At 70.9% G+C, this 16406-nt stretch carries 18 protein-coding genes; 5 read left to right on the top strand and 13 right to left on the bottom strand.

Annotated features, from left to right (window positions below):
- Positions 1 to 71 precede the first annotated feature (71 nt).
- The gene (gene infA, locus AOK09_RS01755) at positions 72 to 296 is read right to left on the bottom strand and encodes a translation initiation factor IF-1 (protein WP_055585288.1); all 225 of its coding nucleotides are present in this window, start codon (positions 294 to 296) and stop codon (positions 72 to 74) included.
- Between the two features lie 52 nt (positions 297 to 348).
- Complete coding sequence (locus AOK09_RS01750; protein WP_169796982.1) at positions 349 to 1098, bottom strand: GNAT family N-acetyltransferase; 750 nt, start codon at positions 1096 to 1098, stop codon at positions 349 to 351.
- Positions 1099 to 1606: 508 nt separating this feature from the next.
- On the opposite strand from AOK09_RS01750, the gene AOK09_RS01745 reads away from it, so the two are divergent.
- Positions 1607 to 2854: a ThuA domain-containing protein gene (locus tag AOK09_RS01745; protein WP_055585286.1), complete on the top strand. Its 1248-nt coding sequence runs from the start codon at positions 1607 to 1609 to the stop codon at positions 2852 to 2854.
- Positions 2855 to 3076: 222 nt separating this feature from the next.
- Here the strand turns inward: AOK09_RS01745 and AOK09_RS01740 are convergent, their stop codons facing one another.
- Positions 3077 to 3628, bottom strand: a complete 552-nt coding sequence (locus AOK09_RS01740; RefSeq protein ID WP_055585285.1) for a HEAT repeat domain-containing protein — start codon at positions 3626 to 3628, stop codon at positions 3077 to 3079.
- Positions 3629 to 3853: 225 nt separating this feature from the next.
- On the opposite strand from AOK09_RS01740, the gene AOK09_RS01735 reads away from it, so the two are divergent.
- A complete protein-coding gene (locus tag AOK09_RS01735) occupies positions 3854 to 4564 on the top strand; it encodes a hypothetical protein (protein WP_055585284.1) in 711 nt (236 codons plus the stop codon).
- Between the two features lie 211 nt (positions 4565 to 4775).
- On the opposite strand, the gene AOK09_RS01730 is transcribed toward AOK09_RS01735, so the two are convergent.
- Positions 4776 to 5213: a DUF4232 domain-containing protein gene (locus AOK09_RS01730; RefSeq protein ID WP_055585283.1), complete on the bottom strand. Its 438-nt coding sequence runs from the start codon at positions 5211 to 5213 to the stop codon at positions 4776 to 4778.
- 82 nt (positions 5214 to 5295) lie between these two features.
- Here AOK09_RS01730 and AOK09_RS39870 point away from each other — a divergent pair, with 82 nt between their 5' ends.
- Positions 5296 to 5469, top strand: coding sequence for a hypothetical protein (locus tag AOK09_RS39870; RefSeq protein ID WP_157875762.1), 174 nt, complete (start codon positions 5296 to 5298; stop codon positions 5467 to 5469).
- A 259-nt stretch (positions 5470 to 5728) separates the two neighbouring features.
- On the opposite strand, the gene AOK09_RS01725 is transcribed toward AOK09_RS39870, so the two are convergent.
- Positions 5729 to 6589, bottom strand: coding sequence for an SDR family oxidoreductase (locus AOK09_RS01725; protein WP_055585282.1), 861 nt, complete (start codon positions 6587 to 6589; stop codon positions 5729 to 5731).
- Between the two features lie 172 nt (positions 6590 to 6761).
- Here AOK09_RS01725 and AOK09_RS01720 point away from each other — a divergent pair, with 172 nt between their 5' ends.
- Positions 6762 to 7166 (top strand): winged helix-turn-helix transcriptional regulator, encoded by a 405-nt coding sequence (locus AOK09_RS01720; protein WP_055585281.1) that lies wholly within the window; start codon positions 6762 to 6764, stop codon positions 7164 to 7166.
- A 276-nt stretch (positions 7167 to 7442) separates the two neighbouring features.
- On the opposite strand, the gene AOK09_RS01715 is transcribed toward AOK09_RS01720, so the two are convergent.
- Entirely contained in the window at positions 7443 to 7775 is a 333-nt protein-coding gene (locus AOK09_RS01715) for a hypothetical protein (RefSeq protein ID WP_055585280.1), read from the bottom strand.
- A 211-nt stretch (positions 7776 to 7986) separates the two neighbouring features.
- Between AOK09_RS01715 and AOK09_RS01710 the strand changes: the two genes are divergently transcribed.
- Positions 7987 to 9417 (top strand): serine hydrolase domain-containing protein, encoded by a 1431-nt coding sequence (locus tag AOK09_RS01710; protein WP_175609251.1) that lies wholly within the window; start codon positions 7987 to 7989, stop codon positions 9415 to 9417.
- A 178-nt stretch (positions 9418 to 9595) separates the two neighbouring features.
- Here AOK09_RS01710 and AOK09_RS01705 read toward each other — a convergent pair whose 3' ends face one another.
- The 7 genes from AOK09_RS01705 to AOK09_RS01675 form a co-directional block, all read right to left on the bottom strand.
- Positions 9596 to 10699: a hypothetical protein gene (locus AOK09_RS01705; protein WP_055585279.1), complete on the bottom strand. Its 1104-nt coding sequence runs from the start codon at positions 10697 to 10699 to the stop codon at positions 9596 to 9598.
- A 143-nt stretch (positions 10700 to 10842) separates the two neighbouring features.
- Positions 10843 to 11532, bottom strand: a complete 690-nt coding sequence (locus AOK09_RS01700; RefSeq protein ID WP_055585278.1) for a class I SAM-dependent methyltransferase — start codon at positions 11530 to 11532, stop codon at positions 10843 to 10845.
- A gap of 170 nt (positions 11533 to 11702) precedes the next feature.
- Positions 11703 to 12377 (bottom strand): uracil-DNA glycosylase, encoded by a 675-nt coding sequence (locus AOK09_RS01695; RefSeq protein WP_217698362.1) that lies wholly within the window; start codon positions 12375 to 12377, stop codon positions 11703 to 11705.
- Positions 12378 to 12706: 329 nt separating this feature from the next.
- Entirely contained in the window at positions 12707 to 13666 is a 960-nt protein-coding gene (locus AOK09_RS01690) for a sigma-70 family RNA polymerase sigma factor (protein ID WP_175609250.1), read from the bottom strand.
- A gap of 17 nt (positions 13667 to 13683) precedes the next feature.
- The gene (locus AOK09_RS01685; RefSeq protein WP_055585276.1) at positions 13684 to 14901 is read right to left on the bottom strand and encodes an NAD(P)/FAD-dependent oxidoreductase; all 1218 of its coding nucleotides are present in this window, start codon (positions 14899 to 14901) and stop codon (positions 13684 to 13686) included.
- A gap of 326 nt (positions 14902 to 15227) precedes the next feature.
- Positions 15228 to 15689, bottom strand: coding sequence for a GNAT family N-acetyltransferase (locus tag AOK09_RS01680; RefSeq protein ID WP_055585275.1), 462 nt, complete (start codon positions 15687 to 15689; stop codon positions 15228 to 15230).
- Between the two features lie 260 nt (positions 15690 to 15949).
- Entirely contained in the window at positions 15950 to 16132 is a 183-nt protein-coding gene (locus AOK09_RS01675) for a hypothetical protein (protein ID WP_055585274.1), read from the bottom strand.
- Positions 16133 to 16406 lie beyond the last annotated feature (274 nt).

The raw sequence follows: 16406 nt of genomic DNA, 5'->3' as shown, positions 1-16406 counted from the left end.
ACGAGCGCCCGCCCGCTGTCAAGGTGGTCCCGCCGCCCTCCCAGCGGGCCGGCGCTCGTCGTCCGCGGTGCTCAGGTGCGGTACCGGTAGAGGATCCGGCCGCGGGTCAGGTCATACGGACTGAGCTCCACCAGCACCCGGTCGAACGGAAGGATCTTGATGTAGTTCTTCCGGATCTTTCCGCTGATGTGCGCGAGCACATGATGCCCGTTCTGCAGCTCCACCTTGAAGGTGGCGTTGCGCAGGCACTCGGTGACGGTGCCCTCGATCTCCAGGCCCTTCGGTGTTCTAGCCAATGTTTCTCTCACCACTCGATTCGTTGGGTCGGGCAGGAACTGTGTGCGGCGCTCAGCGGCGCACCAGTTCCAGGCAGCCACCGGTGCGCCGGGCGCCGGAGCCCTCGAACAACGCGATGGCTGCGGCGTTGGACTCGTCCACTTCGGCCCAGGCCGACTGGACGCCGTCGCGGTGCAGCGAGCCCAGCGCATGGGCCAGCAGCGCCCGTCCGATGCCGTGGCGCTGCTGGTCGGCCCGCACGGCGATCAGCCCGATGCGCGCCCGGCTGCGGACCCGCGCGACCCTGAGCAGTCCCACGTACCGCCCGTCCCGGGCCGCCACCACGAACTTCGAGGGGTCCAGCAGCATCGGACGCGGCAGCACCTCGGCCGGCATGGTCCGCCAGCCGACGGCGGCGTCGACCTCCTCGCGGATCGAACGGTCCAGCGCGCTCAGCAGGCCCTCGTTCGCCGCACCAGCAGGCAGGATCGTCACCCCCGCCGGCGGGAGCGGGGTGCCGAGCCCGGTGTCGCGAGGGTCCGTGGGCAGGACGTACTCCCGCTCACGGCGTCCGAGAGTGAAGCCGACCTGCTCCCAACACGATTTCAGGTCGAGGTCGGTCTCGCCGACCAGGGTGTGGAGCGGGTTCGGCAGGTCCGCCAGCATCGCATCGGCGAGCAGGTCGAAGACCCCGTCCCGCCACACATCGATACTGACGAAGAGCCGCCCGTCGGGCCGGTACGAGACGTCGCCGTGGCCGACGATCCGATCGTCGGCGTCCACCGCCCGCCACTGCGTCTCGGCGACCCGGGTGATCTGCATGGAGTTCATAGTTGTCGCCCTTCAGGAGTGCCTTGTTGAGGCGCTCCCGACGACACCTTGGTCAGTCGCACACCGTGACGGAATGGCGGAGCACCCACCTCACAACTGCGTTCATGGGTCCCACCTCCTCGCGTCCTGTCACGGTGCCCACAGGCTACCAAGCGGCGACTTGCCGCCCAACTCCTTTTCCGGGCCGCTCCCGTGAGGCTTCCGGCCACCGGGCGCGGGGTCGCGCGTCGGGCGTCTTCGCGATCCAAGCGCACCACGGTGGCACCGGCACAACCGTGGCTCGCCACCGGGTCGCCCTCCGGTGCGACCGGGGTACCACAGCCACCGGATGCGAGGACGCGACCGGTCGCCGCCCCGGGCGGGCCGGCCCCTGCTCAGCCCTCGCGCACGAACGTCCCCCAACCCACGTGGTCTGGACCATTGACATGGACATAATTCGCGCCTTGAATGCAGTGTGACCGGCGCATGTGTCATGCGCCGCGGACGAGGAGGGACCGGCATGTTCAGACCCCTTGCTGCCCGCATCCGCCTTCGAACCCTGTCACGGCTGCTCGCACTCCTTGCCGTGCTGCTCGGCGTTGTCGCAGGCCCAGCGAACTCCGCGCAGGCGGCGCCCGCCTTCAAGGTGATCGCCTTCTACGACGGAACCTACGACGCGGCGCACATCAGCTTCGTCCACGAGGCCAACTCCTGGTTCCCCCAGGCGGCGGCGCAGTACGGCTTCTCGTACACCTCGACCACCGACTGGAACCAGCTCAACTCCGCCAACCTGGCCGGCTACCAGGTGGTGATGTTCCTCGACGACTACCCGCACACCGCCGCCCAGCAGTCCGCGTTCCAGACCTACATGAACAACGGCGGCGGCTTCCTCGGCTTCCACGTCTCGGCCTTCAACACCGACAGCAGCGACTGGCCCTGGTACCACAACACCTTCCTGGGAACCGGCACCTTCCAGACCAACACCTGGGGGCCGACCGCCGAGACCCTCAGGATCGACGACCCCTCCCACCCCGCGACGGCGGGCCTGCCGGCCACCATCACCTCCTCGGTCAGCGAGTGGTACAGCTGGCAGTACGACCTGCGGCAGAACCCGGCGATCGACATCCTCGCGTCGATGGACCCCTCCACCTTCCCGGTGGGCACGGACCCCAACCAGTCCTGGTACAGCGGCTACTACCCGATCGTCTGGTCCAACCGTGACTACAAGATGATCTACGCCAACTTCGGCCACAACGCCATGGACTACGACACCAACACCACCCTCTCCTCCACCTTCGGCAGCGCCCAGCAGAACCAGCTGCTCATCCAGGGCCTGCGCTGGCTCGGCGGGCAGTCCGGCCCCGTCACCCCGCCGCCCGCCCAACCCACCGGTGCGATCCACGGCTACGGCGGCAAGTGTGTGGACGTCGCGGGCGCCAACAGCGCCAACGGCACCGCGGTGCAGCTCTACGACTGCAACGGCACCGGCGCGCAGAACTGGACGGTGGCCTCCGACGGCACCCTGCGGGCCCTCGGCAAGTGCATGGACGTCACCGCCGCAGGCACCACCAACGGCAGCCAGGTCCAGCTCTACGACTGCAACGGCAGCGGCGCCCAGAAGTGGCAGCCCGGCACCTCGGGTTCCCTGGTGAACCCGCAGTCCGGCAAGTGCCTCGACGCCACCGGCCCCAGCTCCGCCAACGGCACCCGGCTGCAGATCTGGTCCTGCACCGGAGCCGCCAACCAGAGCTGGACACTGCCGTCCTGACACCCCGGCCGACAGACCGACCGCTCCCGGCCGAGCGGGCGACACAGCCGGCGCCCGGGCCGCGGGTGCCCTCCGGGGAACCCGCAGCCCGGCTGAGGCCGGGTCGTCCGCCGCCTGCCGGGCGACCCCGCTCGGTACGTCCCGCGCCGCGGTACCGCCGGTGGACCTCCCGGCGGTACGGCGGATCGTGGCACCCGGACGCGGCCGTCCGGGCACCGCGGATCAGCGCACCGACCGCGGAGCGCCACGGCGGTGAATCGGGCCCCCGGGGGTGTACCAGCCGGCCTTCTTGCGGACGGCGGGAGACGGATCCCCGTCATGGGCGCGGGTCAGCGCGGTGAGAGCGTCCTGGTGGGTGTGCACCCAGAGCCCGACGAGTTCGACGGACATCGCCCGGACGTGGGGGTCGGGGTCGTGGTCCAGCAGCCGGATCGCCCGTGGCAGCAGCACCGCGCGATCCGGGCGGCAGCCGTCGCTCTTGCACCGTTCGCAGGACAGGGCGTGCAGGGCGGCCACCCGCACCCGGGCTTCGGGATCGTCGAGCATCGCGATCAGCTCGTCCACAGCCTCCTCGACGAGCAGCTGGTCCAGCAGCCGGCAGCACTGTTCGCGCACCATGGGGTGAGGATGAGCCAGGCCCCGGCGAATGGCCGGCACGGCGTCCGGGCCCTGCCGCAGCAGTTCGCGGAAGGCCGCCGGTCGCCGCGGCTCACTGCCCAGGGCGTCCACCAGTGCGTCCACCAGGACGCCATCAGGTGCTCCGGTCACCGACATGCGGGCCCCCCTCCTGCCATGACGAGTGTGAGTACCCGTCCTCAGGAACGGCAACGCCTTTTCCCGGCCGCAAGGACCCCGTTGACGCCGCGGCGCTCCCGAGCCCGGTCGGCGGCGCCGGCCGCGCTCCACGCTTGTCCCGACGCGAGTCCCCTCGCGGCCAGGACGGCGGCGGCCACACGCGGCCCCGGCTGCGCCGACCACTCACCCGCTACCCTCCCCCACATGGAACGGGCCACCATCCTGGGCCGCCTCGCCTCGGGCGCAGGCGAGACCGCCCTGCCGCGTCTCACCGCACTCGCCGCCGAACTCGACCTTCCCCTCGCCGACCTTCTCGTCGTCGCGCGGCACCCGGTGCCGGCGGATCTCCTCCCGCCGGAGCGCGACCTCGCGGTCATGAAGCAGTTCGCCCACCGCGTCAGTCACTGCGACCACCTGCAACTGGCCGCGCTGGAGGACTTCGCCCGCTCACTGCCACGCGTCGCCGCTCCAGGACCGTTCGTCCAGCCGGTCTCACGGCACCACCCTCCCGCCGGGACCGGCTTCGCCGCCGTACTCAACGGCTTGCTCCGCAACCGGGGCTCCGGCATCCGCGAGCTGCCCTTCATGGGACTGTCCCTCAGCACGCTGTACGGAATGGCGATGCGCTGGGAACCCGGTCCGCACCGGCGGCAGCAACTCTGCGCGATGGCCGGGCCGTTGGGCTGGACCCTGCCCGACATGTTCGCGATCGCCGCTGAGCCGTACGCGGAGGAGCTCCGCCCGATGCTGCTCTGCCGCCACGTGGGTCGGGTCTTCACGGCTGCCGCCCCGTTGACCACCGCGCAGCTGATGCGGACCGCCGAGCAGGCGGACCGGCTGAGCGGGCGCCGGGACCGCGATGCGTGGCAGCCCGTCTCGCAGGGCTTCGCCGAGGAGTGCCCGGACTTCCTCTGACAGCAGGAGCCCGGGTCGTCGCGTCCGCCCTCCCGCCCGGCGGACTGCATTCCCGTACCGCGCGGGCTGTGCGCTCCAGGGTGCAGAGGGTGTTCTCCAGCGCCCGTTCCCGGTCCTCACGACTCTGTCGCTGCGGCCCGACCCGCGGCCGTCCGCCGTGCGCACCTGTCGAGTGGTGCGCACGGCGGACGGCGGAACGCCGCGGAAGGGGTCAGAGCTGCGTGTCCGCACCGGACATGGAGTTCACCGCGTCGGCGACGGTACCGGCGTACAGACCCAGCTTCGGCTTGAGGACGGGCGTGCCGGAGCCGAGCGGGAAGTTGAGCGTGTCGGCGTTGGGCATGTGGTCCCCGTCGGCCAGCACGTTCATCTCGTCGACCCCGGACACGGTGCCGCTGCTTGCCCCGCTGGGGTCGAGATCGATCACCGCGTAGACAGTGCTTCCGGCCGGGACCGGGTGGACGGCCGCACTCCCCCCGGGAACCATCGGCCTGACATTACGGCTCTGGTCCTGGGACTGCGAGTCACCGAGGTCCACCTGCGGGTAGCGGCTCAGGCCGCATGCCTTCGCCCCGGCGTTGCGCACCTCGATCACCCGCTGGCCGGGCGCGCCGGGCCTCGTGGTGACGTGGACCGACAGCTTCGCCATGTCACAGGGGTGTGTGGCGGCGTAATTGGCGGCGGCCCCGGAGTCGCCGGTGTCTCCCGCCTTGATGGGAGCGCTCCCACGTGTGCCGCTGCCGCGCGTCCCCACCCCGGACGACGCAGGTCCGGAGGACGTGGAACCGGACGACGAAGTGGAGCCGGACGGCGCGGGATCGGACGGCGCGGAGGCCGCTGCGCCGGACGCGGAGACCTGCGGCGCGGCCGGCGCGCCGCTCGACACGGAGGCGGAGCCCGACTGACAAGCAGTCAGCGCACAGACGGCGCCGACGGCGAGGGCGGCCGGCACGAGCAGCGGGTGCAGACGACGGACAGACATGAATATTCCCCCCAAAAGGTGCGGTGTTCGTTGAACACCTTCCCAGACGGCCCCCTCGGCACCGCCGGTTGCACGTCCCGCGTCACAGCATCCGGGACACCTCTGGGACCGAACCACGACAATTCCGCCCTTCCCGCAGGCATGACCCATGACCTCGCCAGGTCCCTCGCCCTGGCGCCGGGTCAGCGCAGCGCGACCGCGAGTGCCTCGGCCAGGGTCACCGGCGGACGGCCGATCAGGCGGCGCAGGTCGCCGGAATCGGTGTACATCTCGCCGCGGCCCATGCCGAGGTCGGCGTCGGCGAGGACCTCCGCCAGCTCGGCGGGCAGCCCGGCAGCGGCCAGTACCTGGGCGAAGCCGGCCACCGGGAGGTCTGTGTAGGACACCTGCTTCCCGGCCGCGGCGGAGATCGCGGCGGCGAGCTCGGTCAGCGTGAAGGCTTCGTCGCCGCCGAGCTCGTACAAAGCCCCGGTGTGGCCCTCGGTGGTGAGGACGACAGCCGCGGCCTCGGCGCAGTCGGCGCGGGACGCGGCGCTGATCCGCCCCTCGCCCGCAGCGCCGACGACCGCGCCGTGCTGCAGGATCTGCGGCAGTTGGCTGGTGTAGTTCTCCAGGTACCAGCCGTTGCGCAGCACCACGCTGGGGATTCCGCGATCCCGCAGGTACTTCTCGGTCTCGCCGTGCGTGGCGCCGATGACGGTGGTGGCCGTGTCCGCGTGCGTCGTGCTGGTGTACGCGAGCAGAGAGACGCCCGCAGCCGCCGCGGCGTCGATCACGCGGCGGTGGTTGGCGACCCGCTCGCCCACGGGGACCGACGCCGAGATCAGCAGCAGCCTGTCCGCCCCCGCGAAGGCCTCGGCCAGGCTGTCGGGGTCCGCGAAGTCGGCGCGGCGTGTCGTGACGCCTCGGTCGGCCAGGTCCTTGATCCCGGCGATCTGCCGGCCGGTCGCGACGATGTCGGTGGCCGGGACACCGCGCCGCAGCAGCGCCTCGACGGTGAGCCTGCCCAGCTGGCCGGTGGCTCCTGTGACGACGATCGACATGATGGTCCTTCCTTTCTTCCGCGCGTGCCTCGCATGGCTCGCGCACCTCCCCCGCCTGTAGCGATTCGTCCGCGGCGGGATGAGAATCAGGATGACCTGTACACTCTCCATTGGGAAGTAGCCACTTTTTGGTAGGGTACTTACCCAAGCGAAAGCATCGAGGTGAGCTGTAATGGCGGCAGCCAAGAACGCGACCGGACCCCTACCGTCATTCGATCCGTACGAGCGCGGCTGCCCGTCGCGGGACCTGCTCGACCAGATCGGCAGCAAGTGGGCCGTCCTCGTGCTGGGCGAGCTCGGCCGGAACGGGTCGTGCCGGTTCAGCCGGCTCCGGCAGGCGCTCGCGGGCGTGAGCGAGAAGATGCTCACCCAGACGCTCCGCACCCTGGAACGCGACGGACTGGTCAGCCGGACCGTCTACCCGGAGGTGCCGCCGCACGTGGAGTACGAGCTGACCGCGCTCGGCCAGACGCTGCGGGAACCGCTGAAGGCGCTCACGGAGTGGTCGGTGCGGCACATCGAGGAAGTCATCACCGCCCGCGAGCAGTACGACGACCGCACCGAGCGCACCCGCTAGGGCAGCGGCGGCCGGCGACTGAACTCCCTGGTGAGGCAGCGTCACGGGCACATCGGGCATCTGTCCCCGGAACCTCAGCGATCCGACACGCCACCGGTCGGGACGGCTGTCGCGGACGCCCCGGCCGTCGGTGCCCGCAGGAACAATCGCCGGAGGACGTGGCCCAGCCCCATCGCGCCGCCCGGCCCATATCCTTCGGCCAAGCCCCTGCGGATCCGGCTGAGGCCCGAAGCACAGGGACATGTCCTGCTGCCGAGCCGAGCGCCGGGAACGACATCACTCACTGACCTGGGTATGTGCCGGCCCCGAGTCGTAGCGGTCGAGAAACTCGTTCGCCGGAAGGTCGAGCGCATGCAGTTGGGAGAACACCTCCGTACCCGCGCCCACCTGCTGGTCACCAACGGAGATCCGGTAGACCTGCACCATGCCGAGGGCTTCGAAGCCGTTCTCCCCCGCGTACTCGGCCGACTCCCGCTCAGCCAGTTCGACGGCCTCGTCGAGGGACCGTGCCCGGAACAGCACGACACGCTCCTCATAGGGACGGCCTTCCCAGGTCAGCCATCTGTGGAAGGTCCTGGCGCCGTACCAGGCCTCAGGCTCCTGCTCCATCGCGGTCTGTCACCCCCTTGCGCTGTCAGGGACGGGCGGCAGCAACGGAGCCACACGTTCCCACAGCTCGTCCGGAACACAGTCACCACACACACCCGCCGCACAGCCCACCGACCGGGATCGCCGGCTGCGAGGTCATGGGCTGAACCCGAGCCTGAAACGATCAGTGAATCGCTGGAGCCCCGTCGGCGTCTACGGATACGGTACGCCGATGGCCTCTCAGCACTCCTTGCTTCCGCGCTCGACACCGGCCGCCTCGGGGATGTCCTCCCGTTCGATCATCGCGCTGCTCGATCAGCTCGAAGCACGATCCGTCGAGTGTCACTCCCTCATGGTCGTACGCCACGGTCACGTCGTCGCCGAAGGCTGGTGGGCGCCCTACTCGGCCGAACGCCCGCACCTTCTCTACTCACTGACCAAGTCGTTCACCTCGGTCGCCGTGGGGCTCGCGATCGCCGACGGGAAGCTCTCACTGGACGACCGCGTGGTGGACGTGCTGCCCGACCACGTGCCGGACGACATCCCGGAGCAGGGACGCCGCCTCACCGTCCACCACCTGCTCTCCATGACAACCGGACACCGCGCCGACAGCCTCGCCGAGGCCTGGCAACGGGAACCGGACGACCTGGTGAAGGGCTTCCTGCGGGTACCGTTCCCCGATGCCGAGGGCACGCGGCACGCCTACGACAATCCGACCACCTACATTCTGGCCCGGATGGTGGAACGGGTCACGGGCCGCAGCCTCCCGGAACTGCTCGACGAGCGTCTCTTCCGCCCGATGGGCATCGACCACGCCGAATGGGACCGTGTGGCGAGCGGTGCCGTCTTCGGGTTCCACGGACTGCATCTCACGACCGAGGACGTCGCCGCCTTCGGTGAGCTGCTGCTGCGCGGAGGCCTCTGGGGCGACCGGCAGCTCGTCCCGCGTGCATGGGTGGAACTCGCGACCGGACGGCACATCGACACCACGCAGATCGACGGCTGGTCGGAGAATCACGACGCGCTGTGCGGCTACGGGTACCAGTTCTGGATGTCGCGTCACGGTTACCGCGGTGACGGTGCCTTCGGCCAGCTGTGCCTGGTCGTCCCGTCGTACGATCTCGTGGTCGCCGTGACCGCTGCCGTGACGCAGGGGGAGGCAGTGCTCGACCCCTTGTGGGAGTGCCTGCTGCCCGGCCTGGACCAGGCGGGAAACACCCGGGACGACGATATTCTCGCCGATCGGCTGCGGCAGTTGTCCTTGGCACCGGTGCCGGGTTCGGCCCCCCCGGAGCGTTCCGCCAAGGCGAGAGTCGACGCCTCCGCCGAGGATTCGGCCCTGCCCGACGGAACCACGGTGACCGTCGAGCCCGTGGACGACGGATGGCGCCTTCGACTCGAACCGTCCCTCGACGTCGAGGTCGGCCACGGCCGATGGCGCGAGAGTTCGCCGCTCGGCCGTCCCGTCCTCGCGGCCGGCGCCTGGCAGGGCAACACGTTCGTCGCCGACCTCTACGTCATCACCAGCCCGCACCGGGTTCGGCTGTCGGTCGACACCGACACGGGAACGGCGACGGCGACATGGAACGTCGTACCCCTGACCAGCCCGGATCTGGTCCTGCACATGACGTCACCGCTGATGACACGGCCCGACGTCTCCTAGGTGACACCGTCGCCCGCCGGGGAAGCGCGGCATCACCCCGGTGACGGCGGCACTGCCGTGTCCTGCCGGGTGGCGGGTTCCGGCGGCGAGGTTGCGCAGGCCGGCCATGCCCCGAGGGGCGGTGCCGGTGCTCATGCGCAAGGCGGCCTCGTGCCGGCGGACCTCACTGGCGCGCCGTTCAGATCCCGAGCCGTTGGCGCAGGCCGGACAGCGCACTGCCCGTGGGTCGCTCGGGCGTGACGGTCAACGACCACCGAGCGGGCTGGGCGGCCGTGACGGTGATCAGTCCGTGTCCACAGAACCGGGCACTTCGAAGGCTCGCGTCCGAAGAGCCGTAGATCAGGGTCCCGAGTCTGCTGAACATGCACCGCTCCCCGCGACGGTGCTTCCTGAGACAGCGGTATTCGACCTCCCACGAACGCGAGGTGTCGATGTGGATGCCGAGAACGGCCGGCGCGTTCGACCGGTGGACGAGCACCTCCGAGCCGGTTCCCTGGTACTCGCGCAGCAGCTCCACCGCCTCGCTGAGCGGATGCAGACGGACCGTCCACGACCCGGTGTCCGGCTGCAGGCCGGACGGAACGATCTGCAGGTGCGTGGGAGCGTGGTGACTGTCCGGGACCGTGGCGAGGTGGAAGCGGGCGCGCCCGTTGCCCTGCAGCTGGTGGAAGCCGACGGTGTTCGGCTTGGCCTCCTCCGCTGGAACAAGCACGGAGTTGAAGTCGGTGAGGCCGGTACCGTTCCTGGTCACCTCCGTGATCGCTGCCCGGCCCGGCTCCGGCCAGTCGATCGGGATCAGGTAGGACCGCTCGTTGCTCCCCGAGTAGGAGAACCGCTTCGTCTGGAACGGGTACGGGATCGGTCTGCCGCGGTCGCGCGCGGCGCGTGAGACGTCTATGGGCACCGGCAGCCCGTGGGCGCGGGCATCGAGCCGGACCAGGGCGTTCCTGGCGCAGGCCAGTTGCTGTCGCACCCGATCGAGGTCGCGGCCGTCGAGCGCGTCGCCGGCCTTGCCGTAGGAATCCAGCGCCCGCCGATAGTCGGCCAGTGACTCCGGCCGTACATCCGGCGCGGCCGGATCAAAGGTGAGCTGGGCGATCTCCTCGCCCAGCTCGGTGACCACCTCGACGAGTTCCGCGAGCGTGCGGTCCCGCTCGCTCTCGCGCCCGTCCCGGACGACGGCTGACAACTGCGGCGGCGACGCGGTCCGCCGCGTCCGGACGACGAGCAGGATGAGCAGGACGCTGGCGACACCCAGCACATAACCGAGCACGACCTCCACGGCGGCCCTCCCCACCGACGCGCGCCCCGGAACGGAGCGCGGGATCGCCGCATCGTAGCCCTACCCGAAGCACCACCCCACGGTGACCGGCTGTCGTCCCGCCTGAGTGTATGACGACCGGTCAGACACGAGACTCCCCCAGGTCATTCCGTGGCGCTCAGTCGGTCCCCGGCGGTGGGTTCGGCTGCGGCTCCCTGGCGGAGCACGTCGTAGCCGATGAACTCGAACAGGCGGTCGCCGTGGCGCAGCGGGGCGGGTGTTCCGGCGAAACGGTGCACACCGACCCCGAAGCCGGCGTCCGCCGCCGACAGCCACTGCAGTTCGAAGCCCTGCGCCTCGAACCACTCGCAGATCTGCGGCACTCGGTCGGGTGCGGAGCGGTGGCGGGTCCAGATGACGGTTCCGCCGGCCTTGCACAGCTGACTGCAGGCAGCGACGGTGTGCTCGATGTCGGCGTCGGTGATGTTGCCGAAGACGCCGCACACAAGGACGAGATCCGCGGGGGCCGCGTCCTCGTACTGGTCGATGAGGCCGGCGTCCCCGGTCACCACCTCCACCTGCCGCAGGCCGGCCCGCCTGGCCCGCTCCGCTGCGGCCGACGTGTTGCGCGGATCCAGCTCGACGAGCTTCGCCCGGACGTCGTCGCGGCGGGGGTGCCCGGCCAGAACGTCCAGAAGATCGCGGCCGTCCCCGGCGCAGAGGCTGATCACCCTCACGTCACCGTCCGGGGCGCCGGACAGAGCAGCCCCGATCTGGGCTTGAACCGCCTGCAACCGGCGTGCCATCCACGAGTCGGCCAGGTCGTATCGATCGTGCCATACGCTCCAGTCCATGGACGGACGCTACGGCTGCCCGTCCCTCACCGGCGACCCAGTTTCCAGGCACCGGGCCGGGGACGCGTCCGTCGCGGGCATCCCCCGCCTTGGCCCGCCGCGTGAGGCTGTGAGCAGTCGGCCTCGGCGTGGACCTCGGGGCCGGGCCCGACTGGACCGGCCCGCGAAGGTCAGGGCCCCTCGTACGACGCTGCGTTGTATGCGGCAAGCTGCTCGGTGAACGCGCGGGCACCGCCCTGCGCCGGGTGGCGGACGGGCGTGGCGTCGACACCGGCGCGGGCCAGAGCGCCCTGCGCCTTGCGGCCCACCGCGAGGAACGCCGTGATGCCGAACGCCTCCGCCAGGGCCAGCGCGATCGGAGCACCGGCGGCCACCTCGGTCGCCCGGGGCGCCCGGTTGGTCCCCGGACGGCCAGGCTCGTGCGGGTGGTTGGGGTAGATCGCCCACATGAGCGGGAGCGGTCCACGCCACGCGGCCAGTGCCCGCCAGACGATCCCGGCGGACTGCTCCCAGTCCGCGGCAGGATGCTCCGGCAGGGCGAACCCGTCACCCTGCGGAGCGCCGGTGATGAGACCGGGCCTGGCCGTCAGCTGCCGCATGCTCGTGAAGGGCACCCCCGACACCGTGTGTCCCCGATAGCCGGGCGCCTCGCCCACCAGCATCACCCGCGGCCCGCCGACGGCCATCGAGGCGGCCATCAACTCGTGGTAGCGCCGCAGGTTGTGCTCACGACGTCGCCCGTCCGGCTCGGGGCCGTACAGGTACTCCGCATCGTCCGGCACCGGAATCGCCCGCAGCAGCTCCCAGAAACCCCGGGTGTCCACGGCCGCCACCTGCTCCACCACGCCCTCTGTGCAAGGAGACCGCCGCCCGACGACGGCTCCAGGTTGGACATGCTACGCGCCGCAGGCCAGGGGCGGCCGCCGCGTCACCCCGCAGGCGTACGGCCGTGCGGTGTGCCCAGGTGTGTGCATCGGCATACCCGAGACGGACGTGCCCGAGACGGACGTCCCTGACGGTCTCGGTGCCGGGGCTCACCGGCCGGGGCGGTTCGGACCACGCCGACCCCGGCTTCCGTACGGCCGGGGTCGGCACGTTCAGCACCTTGGCGAGTGGGGGCACGAGACGGAACCGGGCGGGTTTCGCGGGCGGCCACCCCGGACACGCGGGGGTGTCACCACGGCGTGGTGAGCGGCGTGCCCTGTCCGTGCTGCCGCCAGGCTTCGGTGAGGCGGGTAAGGCGGATGGGGGCGGCGATGCCGCGCAGGGTCGCGATCCTGCCCTTGGCGATGTCGAACGTCACGGAGCCGACGACCTGGTCGCCGAGCACGAAGAGGACGGCGGGGCCGCCGTTGACGAGCGCGTAGTGGACGGCGGGTGCGCCACCGGCGAATCGCCGTTTCGCGGCCGTGGGCTTGAAACCGGCCCGTACGACGGCGGCGATGCGCTGTGGAGTGTCGTACCGCAGCAGCTTCTCGGCCAGACCGGCGACATTGGAGTCGGAGACCGCGGTCGCGTCGTCGGTGAGCAGCGCCACCAGCCGTTCGGTGCGGCCCGAGGAGGCGGCGGCAAGGAATTCCTCGACCACCCTGCGGGCGGACGCGGGGTCGACTTCGGCGCCGCTGCGGCGTGCGGCTATGACGCGGCGCCGGGCCCGGTGGAGGTGCTGTTGGCTGGCGGACTCCGTGATGTCCAGGATCTCGGCGATCTCGGCGTGGCTGTAGGAGAACACTTCGCGCAGCACGTAGACGGCCCGCTCGAGGGGGGACAGGCGCTCCATGAGGGTCAGCACGGCCAGGGAGACCGATTCGCGTTGCTCGAACGTCTCGGCCGGGCCGAGCATCGGGTCGCCGTCGAGAAGTGGTTCGGGCAGCCAGGCGCCGACCGTGTGCTCGCGGCGGGCTTGTGCCGAGCGAAGCCGGTCCAGGCACAGGTTGGTGACGACCTTGGTCAGCCATGCTTCCGGCACCCTGATGCGCTGCCGGTCGGCGGCCTGCCAGTGCAGGAACGCGTCCTGCACGGCGTCCTCGGCATCGGTGGCGGAGCCCAGTAGCCGGTACGCCAGCGAGGCCAGCCGGCTCCGGCCGGCCTCGAACCGGCCGGTGTCGAAGCGATCAGTGACGGTGCTGTCCACGCGGGCCACCCTTGCGGCTACGCGACCACCTTCTCGGCGGACACATCCGGCGCTGTGGGAATGGGGCCATTGGCGGCCAGGCGGTGCTTGCGCCTGGGCAGGCAGAAGGTCGGGTGAGAGGTGGTCCACAGCGACATCCTGAGGATGCCCGCCTTGAACCGCGCGGCCTTCCGGCCACCCATGTAGTTCGGCTTCGCCTGCGCATCGTCACCGACCATCTGCAGGATCCCGTCCCGTCGCCCGAGGCTGATGTGATTGCCGATGTACTCCAGCTTGGCGTGGGAGACCTTGCGGCCGGTCAGACGTCCCACGATCGCGGCGATCGCCTGCATGCCCGTGTAGCCGGCCGAGGCGCAGGACATCGGCAGCGGCCGGCCGTTGTCACCGACGGCGTAGGCGCTGTCGCCGACGGCGTAGACGTTCGGGTGCGACACCGACCGCATGGTCCGATCGACGACGATCCGGCCGCTCTCGGTGACCTCCAGCCCGCCGGCGGCGGCGATGGGGCTGACCGCGAACCCGGCCGTCCACACGGTCGCGTCGGACGCCACGGCGGTGCCGCCGGCGCACAGCACCCGCGTCGCTTCGACGGTCTCGACGACGGTGTGCTCCAGGACCGTGACGCCCAGCCGGTCGCAGGCCTGGCGCAGGTGGTCGCGGGCTCCGGCGGAGAGCCGGGCGCCCAGCTCGCCGCGGGCGATGAGGGTCACCGACAGTCCGGGCCGCGATTCGGCGATCTCGGTGGCGGTCTCGATGCCGGTCAGCCCGTCGCCGACGACCAGTACGCTGCCGCCTTCGCCCCGCCCGCCCAGGCTGTCCAGACGCTCGCGCAGGCGCAGCGCCGAGGGCCGGGCGGCGACGTCGAAGGCGTACTCGGCCACGCCTGGAACGCCGCCTTCGTCCCCGTGGCTGCCGAGCGCATAGAGCAGTGTGTCGTAGCCGAGTTCACCGCCGCCCTCGGCGTCGGCCACGGCGACGACCTGTCGCCCTGCGTCGACGGCGGTGACACGGGCCAGGCGCAGCCGTATCCCTGTGCCCGCGAAGACGTCGGCGAGCTGCGGGGCCTCGATCTGCCGGCCCGCCGCGAGCTGGTGCAGCCGCAACCGCTGGACGAAGTCCGGCTCGGCGTTGACCACGGTGATCTCGGTGTCCACCGGGGACAGCCGGCGGGCCAGGTTCCCGGCCACGTAGGCCCCGGCATAGCCGGCGCCGAGAACGACGATGCGGTGCTTCATGAGTAGCTCCTGTCGGTTCGCCTGCCTTCGGTGATTGAGCGGGACAGCACTCGGATTGCTGACAGGAACTCCGTGTGACATGGGTCACATGATGGTCTCTCGACCGATGAAGCCGGGGAGTCCCTCAGCCTGTCCGCGTACGTGCGGCCGGTGGCGTCGGCAGATGTGCCGGCGGCTTGCCGTTACTCACCGCCGCTTCGCCGCCCCGCGTCCATGCCGAGCACTCGGCTCTTGCTCCGTGCCCGAGGAGACGATCAGCCCGAAGTCGCGGAGACCGCAGGTGGCTTTGTGCTCCGGCGGGATGCTTGCCGGTGACGGCTGGTCGGTCAGGGCGTCAAGGCGGTGAGCGGCAGAGCTCGGCGGAAGACGGCCATGGCTCGGCCGGGGCCGTTGTAGTCGTCGACGATCCTCGCGTCGAAACCGAGGCTGCGATGGAAGGCGATCGATCCGGTGTTCCCGACCGACGTGATCGCCTTCAACTGCCGTGCACCTTGACGTTCCGCTGCCTCAGCGAACGCCGCGTACAGACGACGCCCCAGACCGCTGCCGCGGGCGTCGTCCCGCGTGGCGACCAGATGCACGTACCCGGTGCCGGTCGGCGTGACGAACCCGAAGATGTATCCATGGATCCCGTCCTCGGCCCGGGCGACCAGGCAGGTCGAACCGAACTCCTGCACCAGTGCCAGAAGGTGCAGTGACCGGAGGTCGCGCTCGCCCCAGTAGCGGGAGTGCTCGGACAGGACCTGGTGGAAGTCGGCCGTCCTGGCCGGCACGATCTGTATGCCCATGGCGACGATCCTGGCAGGAGCCGTGGCCGTTACGGACCAGGCCCGTTGGGCAATCCGTGACGCAGGCCGGACCCGCCCGGTCTGCTCCCGCCCTGCCCGGTCGGGCATCTCCCGTGCACCCTTGGGCGCGCACCCGCCTCGCGACCGCCGGACCGGCATCCCACCGGTTCCACGCGGGCGTGCGGCAGGCCGCAACATCTGCAAGTGAGCGGGCCCGGCCGTCTGCTGAGTCTCGCGGGGAACGGTACCCACCGGGTGGGTCAGCCCAGGCCTCCGGGGGGAGGCAGGGAGCCCGGGGTGGGACGGTAGTGGTCGGCCAGGGGCAGGTAGCGGCTCCGCGCATGCCGCTCGCCCGCCGCGGGATCGTGCCACTCACCGCGGCGCCTGCGCCGGGTCGAGACCTTGCGGAAGAATGCGGCGACAGCCGCACCGACACTTCTCACCGGGGCTCCTCAGTCCTGCCTTCGCGGCCCTGCGGGCCGTTGGAACCACAGCTTGCCCGGTCCCGTGCCCGACCATGTGCGGGTTGAGCAGAACCTGAGGTTGCGGACACCACCCGTCCCGTCCGACCCCCGGCGGGACGCATGAGGGAAGCCGCCTTGCGTTCCTCCCAGTACCGCCCCGATGCCCCTGCTGTACGGCCGCCGCCCCGTATGGCGGCCTGATCGGCCGCTGCCGAGCGACACCGTTGAGGTCGATCTCGTCATGTCACGGCTC

Source organism: Peterkaempfera griseoplana, assembly GCF_001418575.1.
GTDB classification, from domain to species: Bacteria; Actinomycetota; Actinomycetes; order Streptomycetales; family Streptomycetaceae; genus Peterkaempfera; species Peterkaempfera griseoplana.
Note: the sequence above shows the minus strand (reverse complement) of the source record. Positions and strands in the feature narration are given on the sequence as shown.